At 36.5% G+C, this 22,072-nt stretch carries 22 protein-coding genes; 2 read left to right on the top strand and 20 right to left on the bottom strand.

Annotated elements, in window-relative coordinates; translation table 11 throughout:
* Positions 1-238: 238 nt before the first annotated feature.
* Positions 239-988 carry a molybdopterin-synthase adenylyltransferase MoeB gene (gene moeB, locus BMX01_RS01540; RefSeq protein ID WP_064082762.1) on the bottom strand — a complete coding sequence of 250 codons (750 nt, stop codon included), beginning with the start codon at positions 986-988 and terminating at the stop codon, positions 239-241.
* Complete coding sequence (gene moeA / locus BMX01_RS01535) at positions 988-2,217, bottom strand: molybdopterin molybdotransferase MoeA (RefSeq protein ID WP_064082761.1); 1,230 nt, start codon at positions 2,215-2,217, stop codon at positions 988-990. Before moeA ends, moeB begins: the two co-directional genes overlap by 1 nt.
* 138 nt (positions 2,218-2,355) lie before the next feature.
* Between moeA and BMX01_RS01530 the strand changes: the two genes are divergently transcribed.
* Positions 2,356-4,272, top strand: a complete 1,917-nt coding sequence (locus BMX01_RS01530) for an ABC transporter ATP-binding protein (RefSeq protein WP_064082760.1) — start codon at positions 2,356-2,358, stop codon at positions 4,270-4,272.
* A gap of 66 nt (positions 4,273-4,338) precedes the next feature.
* Here the strand turns inward: BMX01_RS01530 and BMX01_RS01525 are convergent, their stop codons facing one another.
* From BMX01_RS01525 to BMX01_RS01465, 13 genes are all read right to left on the bottom strand, one after another.
* Entirely contained in the window at positions 4,339-5,364 is a 1,026-nt protein-coding gene (locus BMX01_RS01525) for a YcjF family protein (RefSeq protein ID WP_064082759.1), read from the bottom strand.
* Positions 5,342-6,319, bottom strand: a complete 978-nt coding sequence (gene dusC / locus BMX01_RS01520) for a tRNA dihydrouridine(16) synthase DusC (RefSeq protein ID WP_064083045.1) — start codon at positions 6,317-6,319, stop codon at positions 5,342-5,344. The genes BMX01_RS01525 and dusC overlap by 23 nt, the downstream gene beginning before the upstream one ends.
* An 89-nt stretch (positions 6,320-6,408) precedes the next feature.
* On the bottom strand, positions 6,409-7,269 hold the full coding sequence (gene djlA / locus BMX01_RS01515) for a co-chaperone DjlA (protein WP_064082758.1): 861 nt from the start codon (positions 7,267-7,269) through the stop codon (positions 6,409-6,411).
* Positions 7,270-7,485: 216 nt separating this feature from the next.
* Positions 7,486-7,959 (bottom strand): peptidoglycan-associated lipoprotein Pal, encoded by a 474-nt coding sequence (gene pal / locus BMX01_RS01510; protein WP_064082757.1) that lies wholly within the window; start codon positions 7,957-7,959, stop codon positions 7,486-7,488.
* Positions 7,960-7,983: 24 nt separating this feature from the next.
* Positions 7,984-9,264: a Tol-Pal system beta propeller repeat protein TolB gene (tolB, locus tag BMX01_RS01505; RefSeq protein ID WP_064083259.1), complete on the bottom strand. Its 1,281-nt coding sequence runs from the start codon at positions 9,262-9,264 to the stop codon at positions 7,984-7,986.
* Between the two features lie 17 nt (positions 9,265-9,281).
* Positions 9,282-10,394, bottom strand: coding sequence for a cell envelope integrity protein TolA (gene tolA / locus BMX01_RS01500; RefSeq protein WP_074647632.1), 1,113 nt, complete (start codon positions 10,392-10,394; stop codon positions 9,282-9,284).
* Positions 10,395-10,412: 18 nt separating this feature from the next.
* Positions 10,413-10,853 (bottom strand): colicin uptake protein TolR, encoded by a 441-nt coding sequence (tolR, locus tag BMX01_RS01495; protein WP_064082755.1) that lies wholly within the window; start codon positions 10,851-10,853, stop codon positions 10,413-10,415.
* Between the two features lie 68 nt (positions 10,854-10,921).
* Positions 10,922-11,593, bottom strand: coding sequence for a protein TolQ (gene tolQ, locus BMX01_RS01490; protein ID WP_064082754.1), 672 nt, complete (start codon positions 11,591-11,593; stop codon positions 10,922-10,924).
* A 32-nt stretch (positions 11,594-11,625) separates the two neighbouring features.
* Positions 11,626-12,015, bottom strand: coding sequence for a tol-pal system-associated acyl-CoA thioesterase (gene ybgC / locus BMX01_RS01485; RefSeq protein WP_074647630.1), 390 nt, complete (start codon positions 12,013-12,015; stop codon positions 11,626-11,628).
* 134 nt (positions 12,016-12,149) lie between these two features.
* Complete coding sequence (ybgE, locus tag BMX01_RS01480; RefSeq protein WP_010945560.1) at positions 12,150-12,440, bottom strand: cyd operon protein YbgE; 291 nt, start codon at positions 12,438-12,440, stop codon at positions 12,150-12,152.
* An 11-nt stretch (positions 12,441-12,451) separates the two neighbouring features.
* Positions 12,452-12,550, bottom strand: coding sequence for a CydX/CbdX family cytochrome bd oxidase small subunit (locus BMX01_RS01475; protein WP_010945561.1), 99 nt, complete (start codon positions 12,548-12,550; stop codon positions 12,452-12,454).
* 12 nt (positions 12,551-12,562) lie between these two features.
* Complete coding sequence (gene cydB / locus BMX01_RS01470; protein WP_064082752.1) at positions 12,563-13,699, bottom strand: cytochrome d ubiquinol oxidase subunit II; 1,137 nt, start codon at positions 13,697-13,699, stop codon at positions 12,563-12,565.
* 12 nt (positions 13,700-13,711) lie between these two features.
* Complete coding sequence (locus tag BMX01_RS01465) at positions 13,712-15,262, bottom strand: cytochrome ubiquinol oxidase subunit I (RefSeq protein ID WP_064082751.1); 1,551 nt, start codon at positions 15,260-15,262, stop codon at positions 13,712-13,714.
* 457 nt (positions 15,263-15,719) lie between these two features.
* Here BMX01_RS01465 and BMX01_RS01460 point away from each other — a divergent pair, with 457 nt between their 5' ends.
* The gene (locus BMX01_RS01460; protein WP_074647628.1) at positions 15,720-16,055 is read left to right on the top strand and encodes a DUF5339 domain-containing protein; all 336 of its coding nucleotides are present in this window, start codon (positions 15,720-15,722) and stop codon (positions 16,053-16,055) included.
* A 143-nt stretch (positions 16,056-16,198) separates the two neighbouring features.
* Here BMX01_RS01460 and groL read toward each other — a convergent pair whose 3' ends face one another.
* From groL to secM, 5 genes are all read right to left on the bottom strand, one after another.
* Positions 16,199-17,842: a chaperonin GroEL gene (groL, locus tag BMX01_RS01455; protein ID WP_064082749.1), complete on the bottom strand. Its 1,644-nt coding sequence runs from the start codon at positions 17,840-17,842 to the stop codon at positions 16,199-16,201.
* Between the two features lie 22 nt (positions 17,843-17,864).
* The gene (locus BMX01_RS01450) at positions 17,865-18,155 is read right to left on the bottom strand and encodes a co-chaperone GroES (protein ID WP_064082748.1); all 291 of its coding nucleotides are present in this window, start codon (positions 18,153-18,155) and stop codon (positions 17,865-17,867) included.
* 179 nt (positions 18,156-18,334) lie between these two features.
* The gene (gene mutT / locus BMX01_RS01445; protein ID WP_064082747.1) at positions 18,335-18,733 is read right to left on the bottom strand and encodes an 8-oxo-dGTP diphosphatase MutT; all 399 of its coding nucleotides are present in this window, start codon (positions 18,731-18,733) and stop codon (positions 18,335-18,337) included.
* A gap of 179 nt (positions 18,734-18,912) precedes the next feature.
* Positions 18,913-21,630, bottom strand: a complete 2,718-nt coding sequence (secA, locus tag BMX01_RS01440) for a preprotein translocase subunit SecA (protein ID WP_064082746.1) — start codon at positions 21,628-21,630, stop codon at positions 18,913-18,915.
* An 86-nt stretch (positions 21,631-21,716) separates the two neighbouring features.
* On the bottom strand, positions 21,717-22,037 hold the full coding sequence (gene secM, locus BMX01_RS01435; RefSeq protein ID WP_064082745.1) for a secA translation cis-regulator SecM: 321 nt from the start codon (positions 22,035-22,037) through the stop codon (positions 21,717-21,719).
* Positions 22,038-22,072: the final 35 nt, after the last annotated feature.

Raw genomic sequence — 22,072 nt, 5'->3', positions numbered from 1 at the left:
TTCTTAAAATGAATTACTGTTCTATAAAAGGAGACAAATAAAACAAAAAAACAAAAGCAAAACTAAAAGGAAATGAGTCACTCCTCCTCCCAAACTGCAAACAAGATCTCAACTTACAGTTTCACCGATGAACAACATAAGGAGGAATAAGATGTCGAGAGCATATTACTGAGAAAGCTTTTTATCGTCAAACTATAAAACCGAACTTCTCACTTCTTTGCATTTCTTGAAACTTCTATTACGCTTTATGACAAATCGGACAAGTCGTAAGCTTAGGTAAAGTCATCTCACGTACAGAAAAATGTAAACCATCCATTATAAGCAATTTACCGGTTAAATGCGTGCCGATCATTAACAATAATTTGATCGTTTCTAACGCTTGTAAACTACCAATCACGCCAACAATTGGCGCAATTACGCCCGCTTCAACACAGCTTAACGTACCGCTACCAAATAATTGACTTAAACAACTATAGCAAGGCTCATCAGCTTGATAAGTAAACACGGAAATTTGTCCTTCAAAACGAATGGCAGAACCTGACACAAGCGGTCTTTTTTGTGCAAAACATTGCACATTTAGTTGATTACGTACTTCAACATTATCCGTACAATCCACGACTACATCAACTTTAGCAATCAAGCTAGCCCATTGTTCACTACTACATTTTTGATTAATGGCATCAATTTGAATGTAAGGATTAATCTGACTTAATCGGGCTTTGGCAGATTGCACTTTCGGCATACCAATATTCGCTTCACTGTGTAAAATTTGGCGTTGTAAATTTGAATACGATACTTCATCAAAATCAACTAAAATTAACCGCCCGATCCCAGCAGCTGCCAAATATTGTGCAGCAGCACAGCCTAAGCCACCTAATCCAACAATCAAAACGCGACTTGCTTTCAACTTTTCTTGTCCATCAAAATCAACATTTTGCAATATAATTTGCCGGTTATAACGCAGCATTTCTTGATCTGTTAATTCCATTAGCGTAATAATCCATTAAATGGCTGAATAGTGACTTTTTCGCCTGCAACAACATTGCCGCGTTCTGCTTCTAAGACAATAAAACAGTTACTTTCATAAAAAGCACTGAAAATATGTGAACCTTGAGTGCCAACCGCTCGTACAAGCATTTCCCCGGCTTCATTTAGATAATAGAAACCTCGTTGAAAATCTTGGCGCCCTACTGCTTTTTTGAGTGCGTGACAAGCAATGGCCGTCATACTTTGCGTTAAATTAGCCCGCACGGCTTGATTTAAACCCGCTAATTTTGCTAAAGCCGGCTGAACTAGCTGATAGAAAGTGACTAACGCGGAAACGGGATTACCCGGTAAACCAAAAAACCACGCATTGGATAATTTACCAAATGCAAAGGGTTTACCCGGCTTCATTGCGATTTTCCAAAAACCAACTTCACCTAATTTTTGCAAAACATCTTTCGTAAAATCAGCGTCACCTACTGATACTCCGCCACTGGTAATTAACACATCTGCATTAGCTTGTGCTTCAGTAAAAATTTGTTCAAAAAGCACCGGATCATCTGGCAAAATACCATAATCTTGGATATCACAATTTAATTTCTCTAACATTAAACGAACGGCAAAACGATTGGTGTCGTAAATTTTACCCGCTTCAAGTGGCTGACCAACCGACGTTAGCTCATCACCCGTAGAAAGAATCGCCACTTTCAAGCGTGGAAAAACTGGCACATTCGCAATTCCAAGTGAGGCTAATAATGGCAATGTTGTGACATTTAATTGGCTACCTTTAGCTAATACTAATGCATGTTGTTGAATATCATCGCCAATACGACGAATATTTTGCCCAACTTTTTCCACTGCATTGAAAGTAACAGTGCCATCTGGATTCATAACAGTATCTTCTTGCATAACAACAGCATCCATCTCAGCAGACACCATTGCTCCTGTCATAATGCGAACACATTCCCCCGCGTGAATTGGCTGTGTAAATGGATGGCCTGCTAATGCTTTACCGGCTACTTTCAATGTTAAATTGGCTTGTAAATCAGCAATTCGAACCGCATAACCATCCATTGCAGAGTTATCAAAACTAGGCACATTAATCGGTGAGAAAATATCTTCTGCCACAACTCTGTTAGCACATTCATTCAGTGCAAGTGCTTCAAATTTATCCGTTACAATTAAACGTTCAAGCATTTGATTCAATGCATCAGCGAAAGGAAGTAATGCCATAATTTTAAATATCCTCTGAATTTATCTATATATGTAATCATTAACTTATTCTAAAATAGCTAATCTCACTATTTTTTGTTTCAATCTGCTAAAATAGGCTATTAATTTCAAAATTTTAACATAAACAGACCGCTAGCAATGATCTTTTTTACAGAACTAATTTTAAAACGAGGGCTTAATGTCCTTTTAGATAAAACCTCTGCGACTATTCATAAAGGCCAAAAAGTTGGCTTTGTTGGCAAAAATGGTTGTGGGAAATCCTCACTCTTTGCTTTAATAAAAGGCGAACTTCAAGCAGAAGCAGGTGAAGTCGCGTTACCCAAAAACTGCTCAATGGCGTGGGTCAATCAAGAAACTCCGGCATTAGATATTTCTGCACTAGATTACGTTATTCAAGGTGACCGTGAATATACTACGTTGATGACACAGCTTGAAAAAGCCAACTTGGCAAATGACGGTAATCAAATCGCCCATATTCACAACCATCTAGATATGATTGATGCGTGGACGATTCAGGCTCGTGCTGCGGCATTATTAAATGGCTTAGGTTTCGCTAATGAACAACTTACCTTGGCAGTGAAATCATTTTCTGGTGGTTGGCGTATGCGTTTAAACCTAGCACAAGCATTGCTATGTCGCTCTGACTTATTATTACTTGACGAACCCACCAACCATTTAGATTTAGATGCAGTGATTTGGTTAGAAAAATGGTTGACTAATTACCGTGGCACTTTACTGCTCATTTCACACGACCGTGACTTTTTAGATCCCATTATTGATCACGTGATTCACTTGGAAAACCAACGGTTTCAAGAATACACCGGCAACTACACCTCTTTTGAGATACAACGAGCGACTAAGATTTCGCAACAAAATGCGGCTTATCAACAACAACAAAGAAAAGTGGCTCATTTACAAAGTTTTATTGACCGCTTTAAAGCGAAAGCCACCAAAGCCAAACAAGCACAAAGCCGTATCAAAGCGCTCGAAAAAATGGAATTGATTGCACCGGCTTATGCAGATTCACCGTTTGAATTTGAGTTTAAACCGCCATTATCGTTGTCTAGTCCGTTACTGATGATGGAAAAAGTCAGTGCCGGTTATGAGAAACAAGTTATTTTAGAATCTGTCAAACTTAATTTAGTGCCGGGCTCTCGTATCGGATTGCTTGGTCGCAATGGTGCGGGTAAATCAACCCTAATTAAACTATTAGCCGGAAAAATCGACCCACTGGCAGGTAATATTCAACTCGCAAAAGGGGTACAGTTAGGCTATTTTGCGCAACATCAAGTGGATACATTACGCTTTGATGAAAGCCCACTTTGGCATTTACAAAAATTAGCTCCACAGCAAACTGAACAAGCATTACGCAATTATTTGGGCGGTTTTGACTTTAAAGGAGATAAAGTCAATCAACCGGTAATGACTTTTTCAGGCGGTGAAAAAGCCCGTCTGGTATTAGCATTAATTGTTTGGCAACGCCCAAATCTGTTGTTATTAGATGAACCAACCAACCATTTAGATTTAGATATGCGTCAAGCATTAACAGATGCCTTAACTTATTATGAAGGTTCTTTAGTTGTTGTTTCACACGACCGCCATTTATTACGCACGACCGTCAATGAATTCTATTTGGTGCATAATCATAAAGTCGCCGAATTTAAAGGTGATTTAGACGATTATCAAAAGTGGCTGATCGAACAGAATCAACTTGCCACTGTCAGCAATCAAGTAAATTCAACCGCGTTAAACAAAACTGAGCAAGATAATTCTGCTCAATCCCATAAAGCGCAAAAACGCTTAGCGGCAGAACTTCGCCAACAAACGGCGCCATTACGCAAAAAAATTAGCCAATTGGAAAACGCGATAGAAAAAGCAACTGAAAAACTAACCACACTAGAGACATTACTTGCCTCAAATACGCTTTATGAAGCAGGCAATAAAGCACAATTAGCTGAAACACTTGCTCAACAAGTAGAAGCCAAAAGATCACTGGAAGAAAATGAGCTAATGTGGTTAGAAGCACAAGAAACATTAGAAAAGATGCTAAAATAGATGAAAAAAAGCACTTGAATGATCAAGTGCTTATATATCACGTGCGCAATGTGCTTGTTGTATTATCTAAGCTGCATTTTTAGCAAAAAAACGATTTTTAACCGCAATCAATAACTGTTGCCGAATCTCTGATATTTTGGGGCGCTCTTCTTTTTGAAAGGCAATTGGACGGCAAAATTCCATCGCTTTAATGCCTAATCTCGCCGTCAATAACCCCACGCCAATGCCTTGTGCCGCCCTAAGCGAAACTTTAGCGGTTAAATTTTGTGAGAAAAAATCCATTCCTACATCGGTTGCCATTTCAGTAGCGCCCGCAAATACCATATTTGTAAGCACCATCTTAAATAATTTAAGCCGGCTCAGATAACCTAATCGCATTCCATATAATCGACTGATCTTATTTACTAACGCAATATTACGCCACGCAATCATCAGCATATCCACAATTGCTAACGGGCTAACGGCTACAATAATCGCATTTTCAGTGGCATTTTTAGCAATAATTTGTTTTACTTGTGTATCAAGTGGCTTCAATACATTTTCACTAAATAAATACAGCACTTCTTTTGCATTATAGGCTTCATTTAATTGACTTTGCCAACGTTGTTTCGCTACTGCAATATGCGGTAATGATTTTAAATCTGCTAAAATCTGGTGGCAAATAGCTACATTATCTTGACCGCTAGTCACCAATAATTCATCCATCAATAATTGCTTACTTATATGTTGAGTATCTTGATGTTTACGTAAATAAACTAACCAATACCATTCGCGAATAATTGCACCAATCCCCGCTAAACTGACCATAAAAAAGACGATTGCAAAAGCTAAATCAATCCATTGATGCGCTTGCACGCTATCGATCAAGCATTGAACACTTCGTGCTATCACGGCTAGCCCAAACAACACTAAAACCGCTAATAATCCTCTTATCCAAAAACGTGAAGGTGTAAAGCCTTTTTCAATAACCAGTTCCGCCGTTAATTGCTCTGTTTCACCTTCAACGCTCACTTTTGTAGCATCAAATTCCTGTTTAGCTTCAATCTTTTGCTCAATTGAAACATTTTCTTCATTGAAAAGTTGTTTTTTCATTACGCCCTACCGCTTTTTCAATATGTGCTTTTACGCCATCATAGCTGTGTTCTGTTTTTACTATTTGAAATAAATCAACCGCTTCAGGATACGCTTTATCTAGATAATGTAACCATTGTTTAATACGTGCTACGTGATAAAAACCTGAATCTCGTTCATTTGGCATATTTACATATTCATATAATAACTGTAATACTTCAGACCAAGCCATTTTAGCTACATTATATTTGATCACTTTACTCAAATTTGGCGTGTTTAATGCTCCACGCCCAATCATTAGACCACAACAAGCGGTAATTTCTCTACATTTTTGCGCAGAATTAAAATCCAAAATTTCACCATTGGCAATGACCGGAATATTTAAACGTTGTTGAATTTGCCCAATCGCTTGCCAATTAATTCTTTCTGCTCGATAACCGTCCTGCTTAGTTCGCCCATGTACAGTGATTTCATCTGCCCCAGCTTGTTGAATAGCATCCGCAATTTCAAAACATTGACTATCGCAATCCCAACCTAATCGCATTTTCACAGAAACCGGCTGTGCTTTTGGAACCGCTTCACGAATGGCTTTCGTCGCACAATAAATTAATTCAGGATCTTTTAATAATGCCGCCCCCCCATGGCTACCATTAACTGTTTTTGATGGGCAACCACAATTAAAATCAATGCCATAAGAGCCAAGTTCAATCGCTAATTGAGCATTTTCAGCTAACCATTGTGGATATTGTCCCAAAAGTTGTACGCGAATTGGTGTCCCCGAGTCCGTTAAACCTCCTTGTAATAATTCAGGCACTAAACGATAAAATGTTTTTTTAGGTAACCGTTGATCAACCACACGAACAAATTCTGAAACACAAAGATCATAATCATTATAAGCGGTAAGTAATTTACGCATAAAAGGATCTAACACGCCTTGCATTGGCGCTAACATAATACGGGGTGTTGATTTAATCATTGGTCGTTTGAATGGGTAATTGAATAAGTAACTCAGGGCGTTAGCACATATCGCCATAATAAAAATATGCCAACGCCTTATAATATTAATTACTTCCATCCTTTCGTTTTACAAATAAGATCATAAGCGGCCTGAATTTGTTGTGCTTTTTCCTTGGCTAGCTCCATCATTTCATCAGGTAATCCTTTTGCTGCCAATTTATCAGGGTGATGTTCATTCATCAATTTACGGTATGCACGTTTAACTGCATTGTGCTCATCATTTTCATTAATACCCAATACAGTATATGCATCTTTGATATTAGGACCATTATTTGAGTATTGATAGCCATCGTATGAATGCTGTTGGTAGGATCCCTGTTGTTGCGAATATTGCTGATAGAAATCACCAGATCGAAATTGTTGTGCCGCCATTACCATTGCCAGCATTTGCTCAAATTGAAAACGCGACATACCTATCGTTTCGGCAATAGTAAATAAAATTTGTTGCTCATTGATATCTAACTGACCATCTTGAGCCGCCGCTTGCATCTGAACTTCCACAAAAAAACGCAATAAATCTGCACGTTGCCCACATGCTTCCCGAAACTCTTGAATAACTTGGCGTAACGGAAAATTAGCTTCCTTGCCTAAAGTAAATGCTTGTTGAGCTAACTGTTGATTCGCATTATCTAAACGTAAACGAACCATTAATTGCCGAGCTAATTGAATATCATCTTCTGTAACTCGCCCTTTTGCTTTTGCAATATGGCCAAGCACGGCAAAAGTCGTCTGCATAAATAAAGATTGACGTGTTAAATTTTTACCAAAAATAGATGAACGAACACTGCCTAATTCATACAATTTTTTATCTGCCAAATGGCCAATAAAAATCCCAAGTAAACCGCCAAATAATCCACCAAATAGCTTATAACCAATAAAAAACCCGATGATTTTGCCAATAAATTGCATTTTTTGTCCTTTTATATTGGAAAACAAATAAGATCAATAAGTTATCTTATCCTAAAATAACAAAAAGAAAATATTTTAATAAATACTCAAGCGTGAATAATTAACTGCCAACGTTATTAAATTTTAAATAGCAAAAAATTTTACTTATCTAACCGCTTAGCCATAAAAATAAAGCCCTGAAAATACAGGGCTTTTAATATTATTAAAATATATAAATTAGTACTCTAATACTGCACGGCGATTTTTCGCATAATCAGCTTCTGTATGTCCTAATACAGAAGGTTTTTCTTCACCGTAAGAAACGGTTGAAACTTGGCTAACGCCTTTAGTCGCTAAATAGTTTTTCACTGCATCTGCACGACGCTGACCTAAAGCGATATTATATTCAGGCGTACCACGTTCATCCGCATGTCCTGTAACCGTTACTTTACTATTTGAAGAAGTTAGATAGGCTGCATGAGCATCTAAAAGTTGGCGATATTCCCCTTCAACAGCATAGCTATCAAAATTAAAATACACTGTGTTATAACGAGTCTGTAAGTCTTCGCTAGTCATCCCACCAAATTGATTAACCGCCATAGCATCGCCATTCATATTCGCATTAGCATCTGTTTTACCTGATGAACTACTACAAGCCGTTAATACAAATGCTGGTGCCGCGATCATTAATACTTTAGCTATTTTTTTCATTTATTACTCCTAAAAAGAATTTTATTATTTAGTCAAATAAGGTGACCAAGCGGGAAATTTAAATTGTCCCTCTGCTCCTGGCAAGTTAGCTTTGAAACGGCCATCTGCGGACACCAATTGTAGCACTTTGCTCGTACCTTTAGTCGAGCTATAAATAATCATAATGCCATTTGGTGAAATACTCGGACTTTCGTCTAAAAATGTTGAACTCAATACTTCTGTACTACCTGAAGTTAGATCTTGTTTCACCACATTATCACCCACAATCATGATTAAATTCTTACCATCAGATGAAGCTTTAGCATTATAGCTACCTCTTGTTCCGATAGGAATCACATCATTACCTGAAGAACTCATTCTATATACTTGTGGAGAGCCTTCACGATCGGAAGTAAAGTAGATTATACTACCATCCGGCGACCAACTTGGCTCAGTGTTATTACCTACGTTTGCAGTTAGTTTAATAGGCGTCCCACCATTAATATTGGCAATATAAATATTTAATTCACCATCTTGATTAGATGCGAAAGCAAGACGTGAGCCATCAGGTGAAAATGCAGGAGCACCATTATGTCCTTTTAATGCAGCCACCACACTACGTTGCCCAGAACGCAAATCATGAACGACTATTTGTGGTCTTTTATTTTCAAAAGTAACGTATGCCAATTTACTTCCATTTGGCGACCACTCAGGCGACATTAATGGCTCTTTACTTTTTACAACAGTAAATGCATTAAAACCGTCATAATCAGCCACTCTTAGCTCATATGCAGACACACCACGTTGTACTACATAAGCAATTTTCGTCCTAAATGCGCCACGAATTTGTGTTAACTTTTCAAAAATCTGATCACTCACCGTATGCGCAGCTTGGCGCATTTGGGTTGCAGGTACATTAAAAGATCCTTGCACTAATACTACCGCAGGATTACTCAACGTATCAACTAATTGATAGGCCACATTATAACCATTATTAGCGGTCGTTATTTGCCCCACAACGACCACATCAACACCGATATCCGTCCATTGCTGAGAATTAATTTCAGCAACAGAAGTAGGGTATGAAGGTAATTTAGCGCGTTGAATAGGTGTAAATTTACCACTATTACGTAAATCATCTGCAACAATCTGACCAACATCTTCAGGCACTCCACCATTTACTTTAAAAGGCACAACAGCAATTGGCTGAGCAATACTTACCCCTTCATCCACTGAGATAACTATATCTGATTCTGCCATAACCACACTACTAAAAAAAATGCTTACTACACTAATCAGACTCGTATAACGGAATTTCAATTTCATCTTAAACCTCTAGGTTATTATAGAATTTTCAAACCAAACTTAATAATTGGAGATTTATACTTATTATAGATCTCTTCATTAGGTGCTTTAGGTACATTTTTTGCAGATGTAATAGCAGAAACAGCTGCACGACAAATATCTTCAGGGCCAGATAATACTTGGTGACTAACTATATAGCCATTTAAATCAATAAAAATTTTTACTTGACATTCACGCCCACTAAAACTTGGATCAACTCGATAAGTACGTGCTAATTTTTTCTTAATCAGCTGTGCATATCCAACATCTGCGATATTTTTACCCTTACCTACATTTCTTGAATTTACATTGCTTTGTAATCCATCACTATGTGATTGACTATTACCCACAACACTACTATTTATAAAATCATTTAAGGCTTTATCATTTCTTACTTTAGCTTCTGCGTCAGCTTTTTGTTTTGCATCTTGCTCGGCTTTTAATTTAGCTTCTGCGTTAGCTTTTTTTTTTGCTTCTTTTTCCACTTTTAGCTTAGCCTCTTTTTCAGCTTTTTCTTTCATTTTTTGTTCAGCTTGTAATTTAGCTTTATTTTGCGCTTCTAATTTTTTTTGTGCTTTATCCTCTTGAGCAGCTTTTGCCATCGCTTGTAAATTCTTTGCTTCAGCATCCGCTTTCGGGCGCGCCATTTCTGCTTGTTTTTTACGTATAGCTTCTACAGCTTGTGCTTTCTTTAATTGTTCTTGTTTTAAAATCTCTTGCTTACGCGCTTCAGTTTGTTGATGTAGTTCTTTAGCTTTTTGTTTTTCTTTAGCGTTAACTAACTGTTTTTCTTGTGTTGGTTGCTCAGCAGTATCAGAAGACGTTGCTTCCTTTTTAGGTTCCACTTCTTGTTTAGATTTTGCTTGTTCATCTACTTTTTTCGGTGGCAAATTACTTTTGTTATTTTTTTTAGGCTGATTATATTGATTAGCAATCTGTTCAGTATTAACCATTACCGCTTCAAATTCTTGTCCGTTACCATCATTTCCCCCCGCTGATTCTAATACGGTATTTGTAAAAAACGATCCTAATAGAAATAAACCTATCAATAATCCGTGGAATAAGATTGAAACTATAATTGCGCGTCGTAGACCATTATCTTTAGCTATCACATTTTTTATCCTTTAATATTATTTTCCTTGGGTCATTAAGCCCGCATTTTTTATACCTGCATCCTTTAAAAGTACAATACCTTTAATCACATCTTCATAAGGAAGATCTTTTTCTGCAGCAACTAAAAAAAGTATATTTTTATCTTTTTCAAATGTTTGACTCGCATAAGCAACCACTTCTTGCTCACTCAAATTCTCTTGACCATTATCACTTTGCACAAAATTACCATCAATTTTTAATTTATATGCCCCATCCTTTGCAACTTGTAAAATCACAGGTGTTTTATCTTCATTAGAAACGGATTGACTATACTTATCTTCTGGCAAATTAACTTCAACACTTTGACTAATCACTGGAGCAGTCACCATAAAAATAAGTAATAATACAAGTAATACATCCAAAAATGGGACAATATTAATTTCAGACTTAATTTCATTACGCTTACGACGATAAGCCATAATTTCCTCTCATTTTTTAAGCCAACAAAAGATCTGGGGCAATCACAACCAAATCAACCTTATTTATACTATTTTTTAGTGAATGCTTGACGATGTAAAATCGTTATAAATTCATCAATAAAGTTAAGATAATCTTGCTCTAATCTGTTCATCGCTAAGTTTAAGCGATTATAAGCCATAACGGCAGGAATAGCGGCAAACAAGCCAATTGCCGTTGCAATCAAAGCCTCAGCAATACCAGGTGCAACAGATTGCAATGTAGCTTGTTTAACTCCGCTTAGTCCCATAAATGAATGCATAATACCCCATACTGTGCCAAATAAACCAATATACGGGCTAATAGAACCCACTGTACCCAAAAATGGGATATAGCTCTCTAAAGATTCTACTTCACGATTCAATGCTAAGTGCATCGCGCGACTAGTGCCTTTCATAGTAGCTTCCGGATTCACTTGTTGTAAACGTAAAAATTCTTTAAATCCAGCATAAAAAATTTGCTCTGATCCACTTAATCCTTCACGACGGTTTTCTAATCTTTCGTGCAAACGGTGTAAATCATCACCTGACCAAAATTTATTTTCAAATGCTACCACTGCTTTTTTTGCTTTTGCTAATACTTGACTACGCTGAATAATGATCGCCCAAGACAAAATTGAAAAGCAAATTAAAATCAAAATAACAATCTTAACCACAATACTTGCCTGCATAAACAGCGAAACAAGATTAAATTGATTTTCCATTAAAACTCCGAATAAGTAAATTATCTAATAAATCAAACCGCTTGTAATCCTTGGTAAATATCTTTAGGGATCGCTAAAGGTTTCATTTTGCTCAAATCAACACTTGCAACCGTGACAATCGCTTCACTTAAACAAATATCTTCTCGCCATAATATTTGTTTAAAAATAATAGTCACTTTTTTTAACTCAGTAACAATTGTTTCAACATTAAGCAAATCATCTAAGTGTGCAGCCATTTTATAATCAATATATAAATTCTTTACTACAAATGCGTGTGAATCTGCTAATAATCGCTGCTGCGAAAAACCTACTTTACGCAAAAATTCCGTACGTGCTCGCTCAAAAAAGCAGAGATAGTTAGCATGATAAACAACGCCGCCCGCATCTGTATCTTCATAATAAACTCTAATTGGGAAATTCATCTTTATGCCTAGCCACTAAATTACTTATAACGATTTAAAATTAAGCAAAATAAAGCACTATTGTAGAAAGAGAAAAATTGTTGTGCAATAGCAAAATAAAAATATTTTCTATAAAAAAATGGAACTTTTTCGAATTATTTTAATAATATTAGAAATATTAATGTACTAATAACAATTAAATAACCCATAATTGGTAAAAAAAGTAATTGCCAAAAAGTGCGGTGGATATCAAGCCCAATACCATGAATCCATAAAATAGCCATTCCATAAAAAACAAATATTGCTAAATAAGGAACATGTCCACCAAAGTACGATGCAAATACCTGAGGATTAAGCAAAATTACGATAAAGAGTAATAATGCAAGAATAAAAGAAAGGGCCTTGAGCCAGCCCTTTCTTGTTAAATTATAAATTGAATGAATCATTCAGTATAAACCTATTCATCAAATTTACCGCTTTTCTCAATGCCAATTGTGACCACTGTCGCAAAAAGAATAGCAAGTAAAATACCTAATACCCATGTTACATAAAACATTTATTTATCTCCTTAGTATGCGCTTGCTTTATTATCTTCTAAATATTTAGCATCTAAACGACCAAACATTTTATAGTATGTCCAGCCTGTATAAGCCAATACCATTGGAACAAAAATACATGCAACGATTAACATTACCGTTAACGTGTATTTACTTGCTGTTGAATCCCAAATTGTCAGACTCATTTCTGGATGAGAAATTGATGGCATAATGAATGGGAACATGGAGACTACAGCAGTTAAAATTACACCTAATAACATAATAGATGATGAAAAAAATGCAAAACCAGAACGATTAGCTTTTGAAGCAATGACAGTACACATTGCACCTAAAATAGCTAACATTGGTACAACCCATAACACAGGCATTTCAAAAAAGTTTCTGAACCAAGCGCCATTTTCTACAGCAACTGTTTTATTACTTAACAACGATTTCGCATTGTGATCTAAATCACTGGTAATAATAAAACCATCTTTAAAATACCGCCAAACGCCCGCTAAAATAAAGATGACTAGCACAATAATAGCAGCCAGCTGTGCTACTGAACGTGCACGGTAACGTAAATCACCTGTAGTTTTCATTTGTAACCAAGTCGCACCTTGTGTCGTTAACATCGTTAGACTTAATGCACCACACAACAATGCAAATGGATTTAATAAACCAAAAAATGAACCAGTATATTGTGCTTGGTTAAGCTCATTAAATTCAAATGGTACACCTTGTAATAAATTACCAAACGCTACACCAAAGATTAATGACGGAACAAAACCACCAACAAATAATCCCCAATCCCATGCATTACGCCATTTTGGACTGTCGATTTTTGCACGATACTCAAAACCAACCGGGCGGAAAAATAATGCTGCAAGGACCAGAATCATCGCTAAATAGAAACCAGAAAATGATACCGCATACACGGTTGGCCAAGCAGCAAAGATAGCACCACCTGCAGTTAATAACCAAACTTGGTTACCGTCCCAATGTGGCGCAACTGTATTTATCATTACACGGCGTTCAACATTGCTTTTACCAATAATAGGTAACAAAGTTAATACGCCCATATCAAAGCCATCAGTAATCGCAAAGCCGATTAATAAAACAGCAATTAATATCCACCAGATAAAGCGGAGAATTTCATAATCGATCATTTTATATTCCTATTATTTCGCAGATTGTTCAAAATGATATCGACCCGTTTTTAATGCACTTGGACCTAATTTGCCATATTTAAACATTAAATACATTTCAACAATTAAGAATAAAGTATATAGACCACATATCAAACCAATAGAGATCCAAAGATCTAACGTAGTTAATGCAGAATTTGCTACTCCTGTTGGTAATACCTCATAAATAGCCCAAGGTTGACGACCATATTCGGCTAAGAACCAACCAGATTCTATCGCAATCCACGGTAATGGAATACCCCATAACATTGCGCGTAAAAACAAGCGATTTTTACCTACTGTACCGCGCATATTTTGAATAAATGCAAACAAAATCAATAACAACATCAAGCCACCTGATACCATCATTGCACGGAATGCCCAGAAAGTAGGCCCTACCTTAGGAATTGTACTAGCGGCTGCTTTTTGAATTTGTTCTTCTGTTGCATCAACAACGTTTACAGTATATGGTTTCAATAATAGACCAAAACCTAAATCTTTTTGCACTTTTTGGAAAGCTAATTTGTCTTCTTCCGTATAATTACCTGAACGTAATTTTTCTAGCAATCCATAAGCTCTTATACCTGAACGCACGCGCTGTTCATTGATTGCACGAATATCACGTAATCCTTTAATTTCACCATCTAAAGAACGTGTAGCAATGATACCCGCCATATAGGGGATATGAATTGAAAATTCATTTTTCATTTCTGCCATATTTGGAATAACAAAAACATTCCAAGCAGCAGGTGCTGGGTGAGTTTCAAATTCACCTTCCATTGCGGCTAATTTAGTCGGTTGTGCTTTACCGATTTCATAACCTGATTCATCTCCCATTACTAATACAGAAAAAATAGAGATCAAACCAAAACTTGCACCAACCGAAAATGAACGTTTTGCAAATCCTAAATCACGACCTTTTAAAATATAATATGCACTAATACCCAATACAAAAATCGCAGCACAAGTGTACCCTGCTGTTGCTGTATGCAAGAATTTTGATTGAGTGACTGGATTTAATAAAAGTTCTGAAAAGCTTACAAGCTCCATTCGCATAGTTTCAAAATTAAATTCTGAACCTATTGGGTTTTGCATCCAGCCATTCGCGACTAGAATCCATAATGCAGAGAAATTAGAACCAAATGCGACACAATATGTTGCTAATAAATGTTTAGCCTTTGATAAGCGATCCCAGCCAAAGAAGAATATACCAACAAAAGTTGATTCTAAGAAAAATGCCATTAAACCTTCGATCGCTAACGGAGCGCCAAAGATATCACCTACATAATGAGAGTAATATGACCAGTTCATACCAAACTGGAATTCCATTGTAATACCAGTTGTTACACCAAGAGCAAAGTTAATACCAAATAACTTACCCCAGAATTTAGTCATATCTTTATAGACTTCTTTTCCAGTCGTTACATAAAGGGTTTCCATCACAACGAGGATGAAAGAAAGGCCTAATGTTAACGGCACAAATAAGAAGTGATAGAGAGCAGTTAACGCAAACTGCAAGCGAGAGAGTTCAACAACGTCTAACATCTCAGTCCTCTTATAAAGTATTAGTACTTACTATTGATTATTTAATAAACCCAAATAACCACTCCAACAGAATTTTTACTCAAAACAAACACCTGATTATTAAAGAGGTATTTTATTTTTTCAGAATCTGCTTCTATTCTAACCCTAAATAAGAAAATTAAAAATAGCCGATTTGTTATAGTGGATCATATTCCTGAATAAAATATTAATTGAATGTTAAAAAACAGATCTATTATCTTATTTTTTGTAACAAATTGAATAAATAAGCCTAATAAAAACAATTAAAAAAATTATGTATCTAAATGATTTTTGATTTTCATCAAATTTAAATTATAAAAAGATCATAAATTTTTACGATATTATAATGATCCTTACTTTTTTATTTGCTATAATTGCGAAGAATTATCAATAACAACTATGATAGTTTTTAACTATAACAGAAAAAGGTAAAAACATAATGTTAAAAAAAGGTCTGCCATTCATTTTAATGAGTGTTATATTCAGCATATCGTCACAAAATGCATTTGCTGACATAAAAACCTCTTCACTGGCGATGGAAAAACTAATGGTTGGCAGTAATAACCTTCCTACACAATGTAAACAAATGTTTAGTGTCGCCCATAAACTTGTGTTAGATGCTGAAAAACAGCCCGGTACACATGTTCAAGTTACTAAGATGAAAAATAAACTTTCTTCAACTAAACAGCAAATCATAAAAATGGAAGTAAAAATGCAAGAAAAGAGCTGCGATAAAGGCTTAACTGCATTAAATACATTAAAGCAAAAACACTAAGATCAACATTTCCTTAAAAACCGAACATTTCGTCAGTTCGGTTTTTTTATTTGCAAAATTTCTGTAAAAATTCACCGCTTACCAAATAAAAAGCCTTTGAGAAAATCTCAAAGGCTTTAAAAGAGATATTATGAAAAGAATGATTACATCATTCCACCCATACCGCCCATTCCACCCATAGCGGCTTGAGCATCTAATTTATCTTCTTTTGGAAGATCGGTAATCATACATTCCGTTGTAATCATCAATCCTGCAATTGACGCTGCAAATTGAAGTGCTGAACGAGTAACTTTAGTCGGATCTAAAATACCCATTTCTAACATATCCCCATATTCTTCCGTGGTCGCATTATAACCAAAGTTACCGCTACCATCTTTAACATCGCGCGCAACAACAGATGCATCTTCGCCTGAATTTTCTACAATTTGACGTAATGGCGCTTCCATTGCACGTAATGCTAATTTAATACCTACATTTTGTTCTTCATTATCGCCGGTTAACGTAGCTGATACTTTATTTGCTGCTCTAACTAATGCAACACCGCCCCCTGGGACAATTCCTTCTTCAACTGCAGCACGCGTTGCATGGAGTGCATCATCCACACGATCTTTTTTCTCTTTCATTGCAACTTCAGTAGCTGCGCCGACTTTAATAACTGCCACACCACCCGCTAATTTAGCCACGCGTTCTTGTAATTTTTCTTTATCATAATCTGAAGTTGAATCTTCAATTTGCTGACGGATTTGAACTACGCGTGCTTTAATTTGTGCTTCATCACCAATACCATCAATAATAGTAGTATTGTCTTTAGTGATTACTGCGCGTTTAGCTTGACCTAATTCTTCTAATGTTGCTTTTTCTAGCTCCATACCAATTTCTTCAGAAATAACGGTACCTGCTGTTAAAATGGCAATATCTTGTAACATTGCTTTACGACGATCACCGAAGCCTGGTGCTTTCACTGCAGCCACTTTAACAATACCACGCATAGTATTAACCACTAACGTTGCTAACGCTTCACCTTCAACATCTTCTGCAATAATCAATAATGGTTTACCCGCTTTTGCTACGGCTTCTAAAACCGGTAAAATTTCACGGATATTGCTGATTTTTTTATCAACTAAAATGATATATGGGTTGTCTAATTCAACCGTACCGGCTTCTGGTTTATTGATAAAGTATGGCGATAAATAACCACGATCAAACTGCATACCTTCCACAACATCTAAGGCATCATCTAAACCTGTACCATCTTCAACCGTAATAACCCCTTCTTTACCAACTTTTTCCATGGCTTGAGCAATAAGCTTACCAACCGTTTCATCAGAGTTAGCCGAGATCGTGCCGATTTGTTCAATCTCTTTAGATGTTTCACATGGTTTAGAGATCGCTTTTAATTCTTCGACTACTGCAGCAACCGCTTTATCAATACCACGTTTTAAATCCATTGGATTCATTCCTGCTGCAACAGCGCGCAAGCCTTCACTGACAATAGATTGAGCAAGAACAGTTGCCGTTGTTGTACCATCACCAGCTACATCATTTGCTTTAGAAGCAACTTCTTTCACCATTTGAGCGCCCATATTTTCGAATTTATCTTCTAATTCAATTTCACGGGCTACAGATACGCCATCTTTTGTAATCGTTGGTGCGCCATAGGCTTTATCTAATACTACATTACGACCTTTTGGTCCCAAAGTAACTTTTACTGCATCAGCTAAAATATTCACGCCTTTAAGCATTTTTACGCGTGCATCATTACCAAATTTAACGTCTTTTATTGCCATTTTATTATCCCTTATTCTTCGATTATTCTACAATTGCAAGAATGTCATTCTCTGAAAGAATTAAAATTTCTTCTCCATCAATTTTTTCTACTTTTGCTCCATAACCTTCATTAAAGATGACCATATCACCTTCTTTCACAGATAAAGGTTGTATAGAACCGTTTTCTAATAAACGACCAGCACCTATTGCAATCACTTTACCGCGAGTTGATTTAACTGTCGCTGAACCTGTTAAAACGATACCACCCGCCGAACAGGTCTCTACTTCTTCACGTTTTAAAATAACTTTATCGTGTAATGGACGAATACTCATTGTGTTTTACTCCTAACATAAAAATTATAACAACACACTTCCACGTGTGTTGGTTGCTAGATTGGGATCAATTTATTACTTTCAAGGTGATTTTACAAAACTTTAATAAAAAGCCGTCTATTTCGTTGTATTTTTCACCAAAAATAAAGGAATATCTTACTAAGATATTCCTTAACATTTTAATATTCTGCTTTTAGACGTCGAATGAGTTGAGTATTAGCCGGTGGAAATTCCGCTTCATCTAAATCCATTTGTGTGATCCAAAAACCGGCTTGTCCTTCACGTCCAAAGGGTTCACCGACCCATTCTTCCACTAAATAAAAGAAAAACTCTATCACTTTGGTTGGATATTCAAAACAAAAATGCTCATAAGGAAAAGCACCTAAGATATGAATGCCTATTTCTTCTTCTAATTCACGTTTTAACGCTTGTTCAGGCGTTTCTTGTAAAGCCACTTTACCACCGGGAAATTCTAATGCCTGTGCAAAATCCTGACCTGCGAGTCGTTGTGTTACATAAATTTGTCCAAATTCATTACGAATGATACCCGCTGCAACTTGGATAAGAGGTTTAGTCATTGATATTCCTTAATAAGTAAGTTAGGCGATTTTGCTTGCTGAAATAATCTATTATTAATAAGGCTAGTAGATACACAAAAAGTTTCAATGCACAAAATCACACTGTAATTCAGCTAAATAAGCGGTCTAAATTAAGAAATTTTACCAAATTTTATGAAAATCTAACCGCTGTAAATAGCTTAAACATAACGTGCTTTACTGCCGTGGCAATGTTTATATTTTTTACCCGAGCCACAAGGACAAGGATCATTTCGCCCAATCTGTAAATTAGTCAGTTCTGCTGGTAATGCATCACGCTTTTCTTTTGCTAATGCTTCTTCTGTGGTCGCTTGATAGTTGGCTGATTCTGCTTCAGCTTGTTCATGCTGTTGACGCTGAGCTTCTTCAATTTCTTGCTGGCTACGCACTTGAATACGGCTTAAAATACTAATCACATTTGATTTTAGCAGTTCAAGCATATTAGTGAACATTTCAAAAGATTCTTTTTTATACTCTTGCTTCGGATCTTTTTGTGCATAACCACGTAAATGAATGCCTTTGCGTAAATAGTCCATCGCAGACAGATGTTCTTTCCAAAGTTCATCTAAATTTTGTAGCATGACGCCTTTTTCAAAGTTACGCATGACTTCTGTGCCCACTTTTTCTTCTTTCGACTGATATTCTTCTTTAGCAAGGTTAATAATACGCTCACGTAACGTTTCTTCGTGTAAGTCCTTTTCTTTTTCTAGCCATTGTTGGATAGGCAGTTCCATACCAAACTGATGATGTAATACTTCTTCTAAACCAGCAATATCCCACATTTCTTCAATTGATTGTGGCGGAATATAACGACTAATCACATGATTAAATACATCATCACGAATCGTTTCAATCATTGCTGAAATATCATTGGTTTCTAATAAATAATTACGCTGTTCATAAATCGCTTTACGTTGTTCATTTGCTACATCATCATATTGAAGCAAGTTTTTACGACCTTCAAAATTATGCGCTTCTACTTTAGCTTGGGCAGAAGCAATCACTTTCGTTAATAATTTTGATTCCATCGCTTCGCCTTCTTCAGAAAATGCTTTACGCATCATATTTAGCTTACCTTCATTGAGGTAAATTCGCATTAAGGTGTCATCTAAAGAGAGATAGAAACGTGATGAGCCTGGATCCCCTTGGCGACCAGAACGACCACGCAACTGATTATCAATACGGCGAGATTCGTGGCGTTCAGTACCAATAATATGTAAACCACCCGCTTGCATTACAATGTCATAACACGTTTTCCACGCCGATTTAATCGCTTCAATCTCAGCTTCCGTTGGATTGTCTAATTTGGCAAGTTCCGCTTTCCAGTTGCCCCCCAACACAATATCCGTACCACGTCCCGCCATATTCGTGGCGATAGTGACTGCAGATGGAGCACCCGCTTCAGCAACAATTTCAGCTTCTTGAGCGTGGAATTTTGCATTGAGTACATTATGTTTAATGCCTGCTTTTGTTAATGCATTGGATAAGAGTTCTGACTTTTCTACGGATGCTGTTCCGACTAACACCGGCTGTTGGCGAGACATACATTCTTCAATATCTTTGATTATTGCCGCAAATTTTTCTTGTTCGCTTTTAAACATTAAATCTGTACGATCATCGCGAATAACCGGTTTATTGGTTGGAATAACAACGGTATCTAATCCATAAATTTGTTGGAATTCAAAAGCTTCTGTATCTGCAGTGCCAGTCATACCTGCTAGCTTTTCATATAAACGGAAATAGTTTTGATAAGTAATTGATGCAACAGTTTGATTTTCACCTTGAATATTAACGTGTTCTTTTGCTTCAATTGCTTGATGCAAACCATCTGACCAACGACGCCCCGCCATTGTCCGCCCAGTATGTTCATCAATAATCACCACTTCGCCATCTTTAACAATATAATCAACATCTACCTCAAATAATTTATGCGCTCGTAATGCGGCATAAACGTGGTGTAATAATGCAATACGTGCTGGATGATATAATGTTTCACCCTCTTGCATAAGCCCCATTTCAGTCAAAATGCCTTCAACTTTTACCATACCACGTTCAGTCAAATGGGCTTGTTTATTCTTAAGATCTAAAGTGAAATCGCCCTCACCGGTATATTCATCTGAATCTTCTTTATCTTGCGAAATTAAATGTGGAATAATGGTATCTATTGCTTGATAAATTTGTGTAGTATCTTCTGCAGGACCAGAAATAATCAAAGGCGTCCGTGCTTCATCAATTAAAATTGAGTCTACTTCATCAACTAATGCATAATATAATTCACGTTGAAAGCGTTCTTCTTTTGTGTGTGCTAGATTATCACGCAGATAATCGAACCCTAATTCACTATTAGTCGAATAAGTAATATCCGCATTGTAGGCTTCACGTTTCACTTCTGAAGCTAAACCAGCGATATTAACCGCTACAGTCATGCCTAAAAACTCAAATAATGGTCGGTTGGTTTCTGCATCTCGGCGAGCCAAATAATCATTGACGGTCACTACATGAACGCCCTTACCCATTAATGCATTTAAATAACAAGGTAATGTCGCAGTTAATGTTTTACCTTCCCCCGTACGCATTTCAGCAACATTTCGGTTAGTTAACACCATTCCACCAATCAATTGCACATCAAAATGGCGCATCCCCATTACACGACGACTTGCTTCTCTAACCGTAGCAAATGCTTCATGTAATAAACTGTCTAGAGTTGCGCCCTCGGCAAGGCGCTGTTTAAATTCAGCTGTTTTGGATTGTAATTCTTGATCTGATAATTTTTCAAATTCAGCTTCTAATTTATTAATGTGTACCACACGTTTTTTTAAACGTTTTAACGTACGATCGTTACTTGAACCGAAAATAGAGGTAATAATTTTTGAAATCATAATAAAGGATCCTTAATATTTAAATAAAATTGCGCAATAGTGTCCTATCACCTTAATGCGATGATGAAATATTGATTAATTTAGATTTAAATAAAAGGACCGGCTCGAATAGGTGGTTGATAATCGACCTCAAAGCGATAGCATTTAGTTAAAAAATCGTAAAAAACGACGGCTTGTGGCGCAATGTTATGAATGATTTGTTTTAATTCAACAAAAAGTGCTTGCTGTTCGACTTCATCTGCACTTAATGCAGATTGCATAACTGCTTGATTAATAATAGTATTTTGCTCATTCTCACTTTCACTTGCTACTGTCGCTTGAAATTCAGGTAACGCTAAAATCGCCATTACTCCAAAGGCTAATTGCGACCAAAAAGGTGTTTTGTGAAAATGTTTAAATAAACTCATTAATATCCGCGTTTATAAGGCAAAAAGAGTGTCAA

The organism is [Haemophilus] ducreyi, from assembly GCF_900109315.1.
Taxonomy (GTDB): domain Bacteria; phylum Pseudomonadota; class Gammaproteobacteria; order Enterobacterales; family Pasteurellaceae; genus Haemophilus_B; species Haemophilus_B ducreyi.
This window is presented reverse-complemented; position numbering and strand designations above follow the sequence as displayed.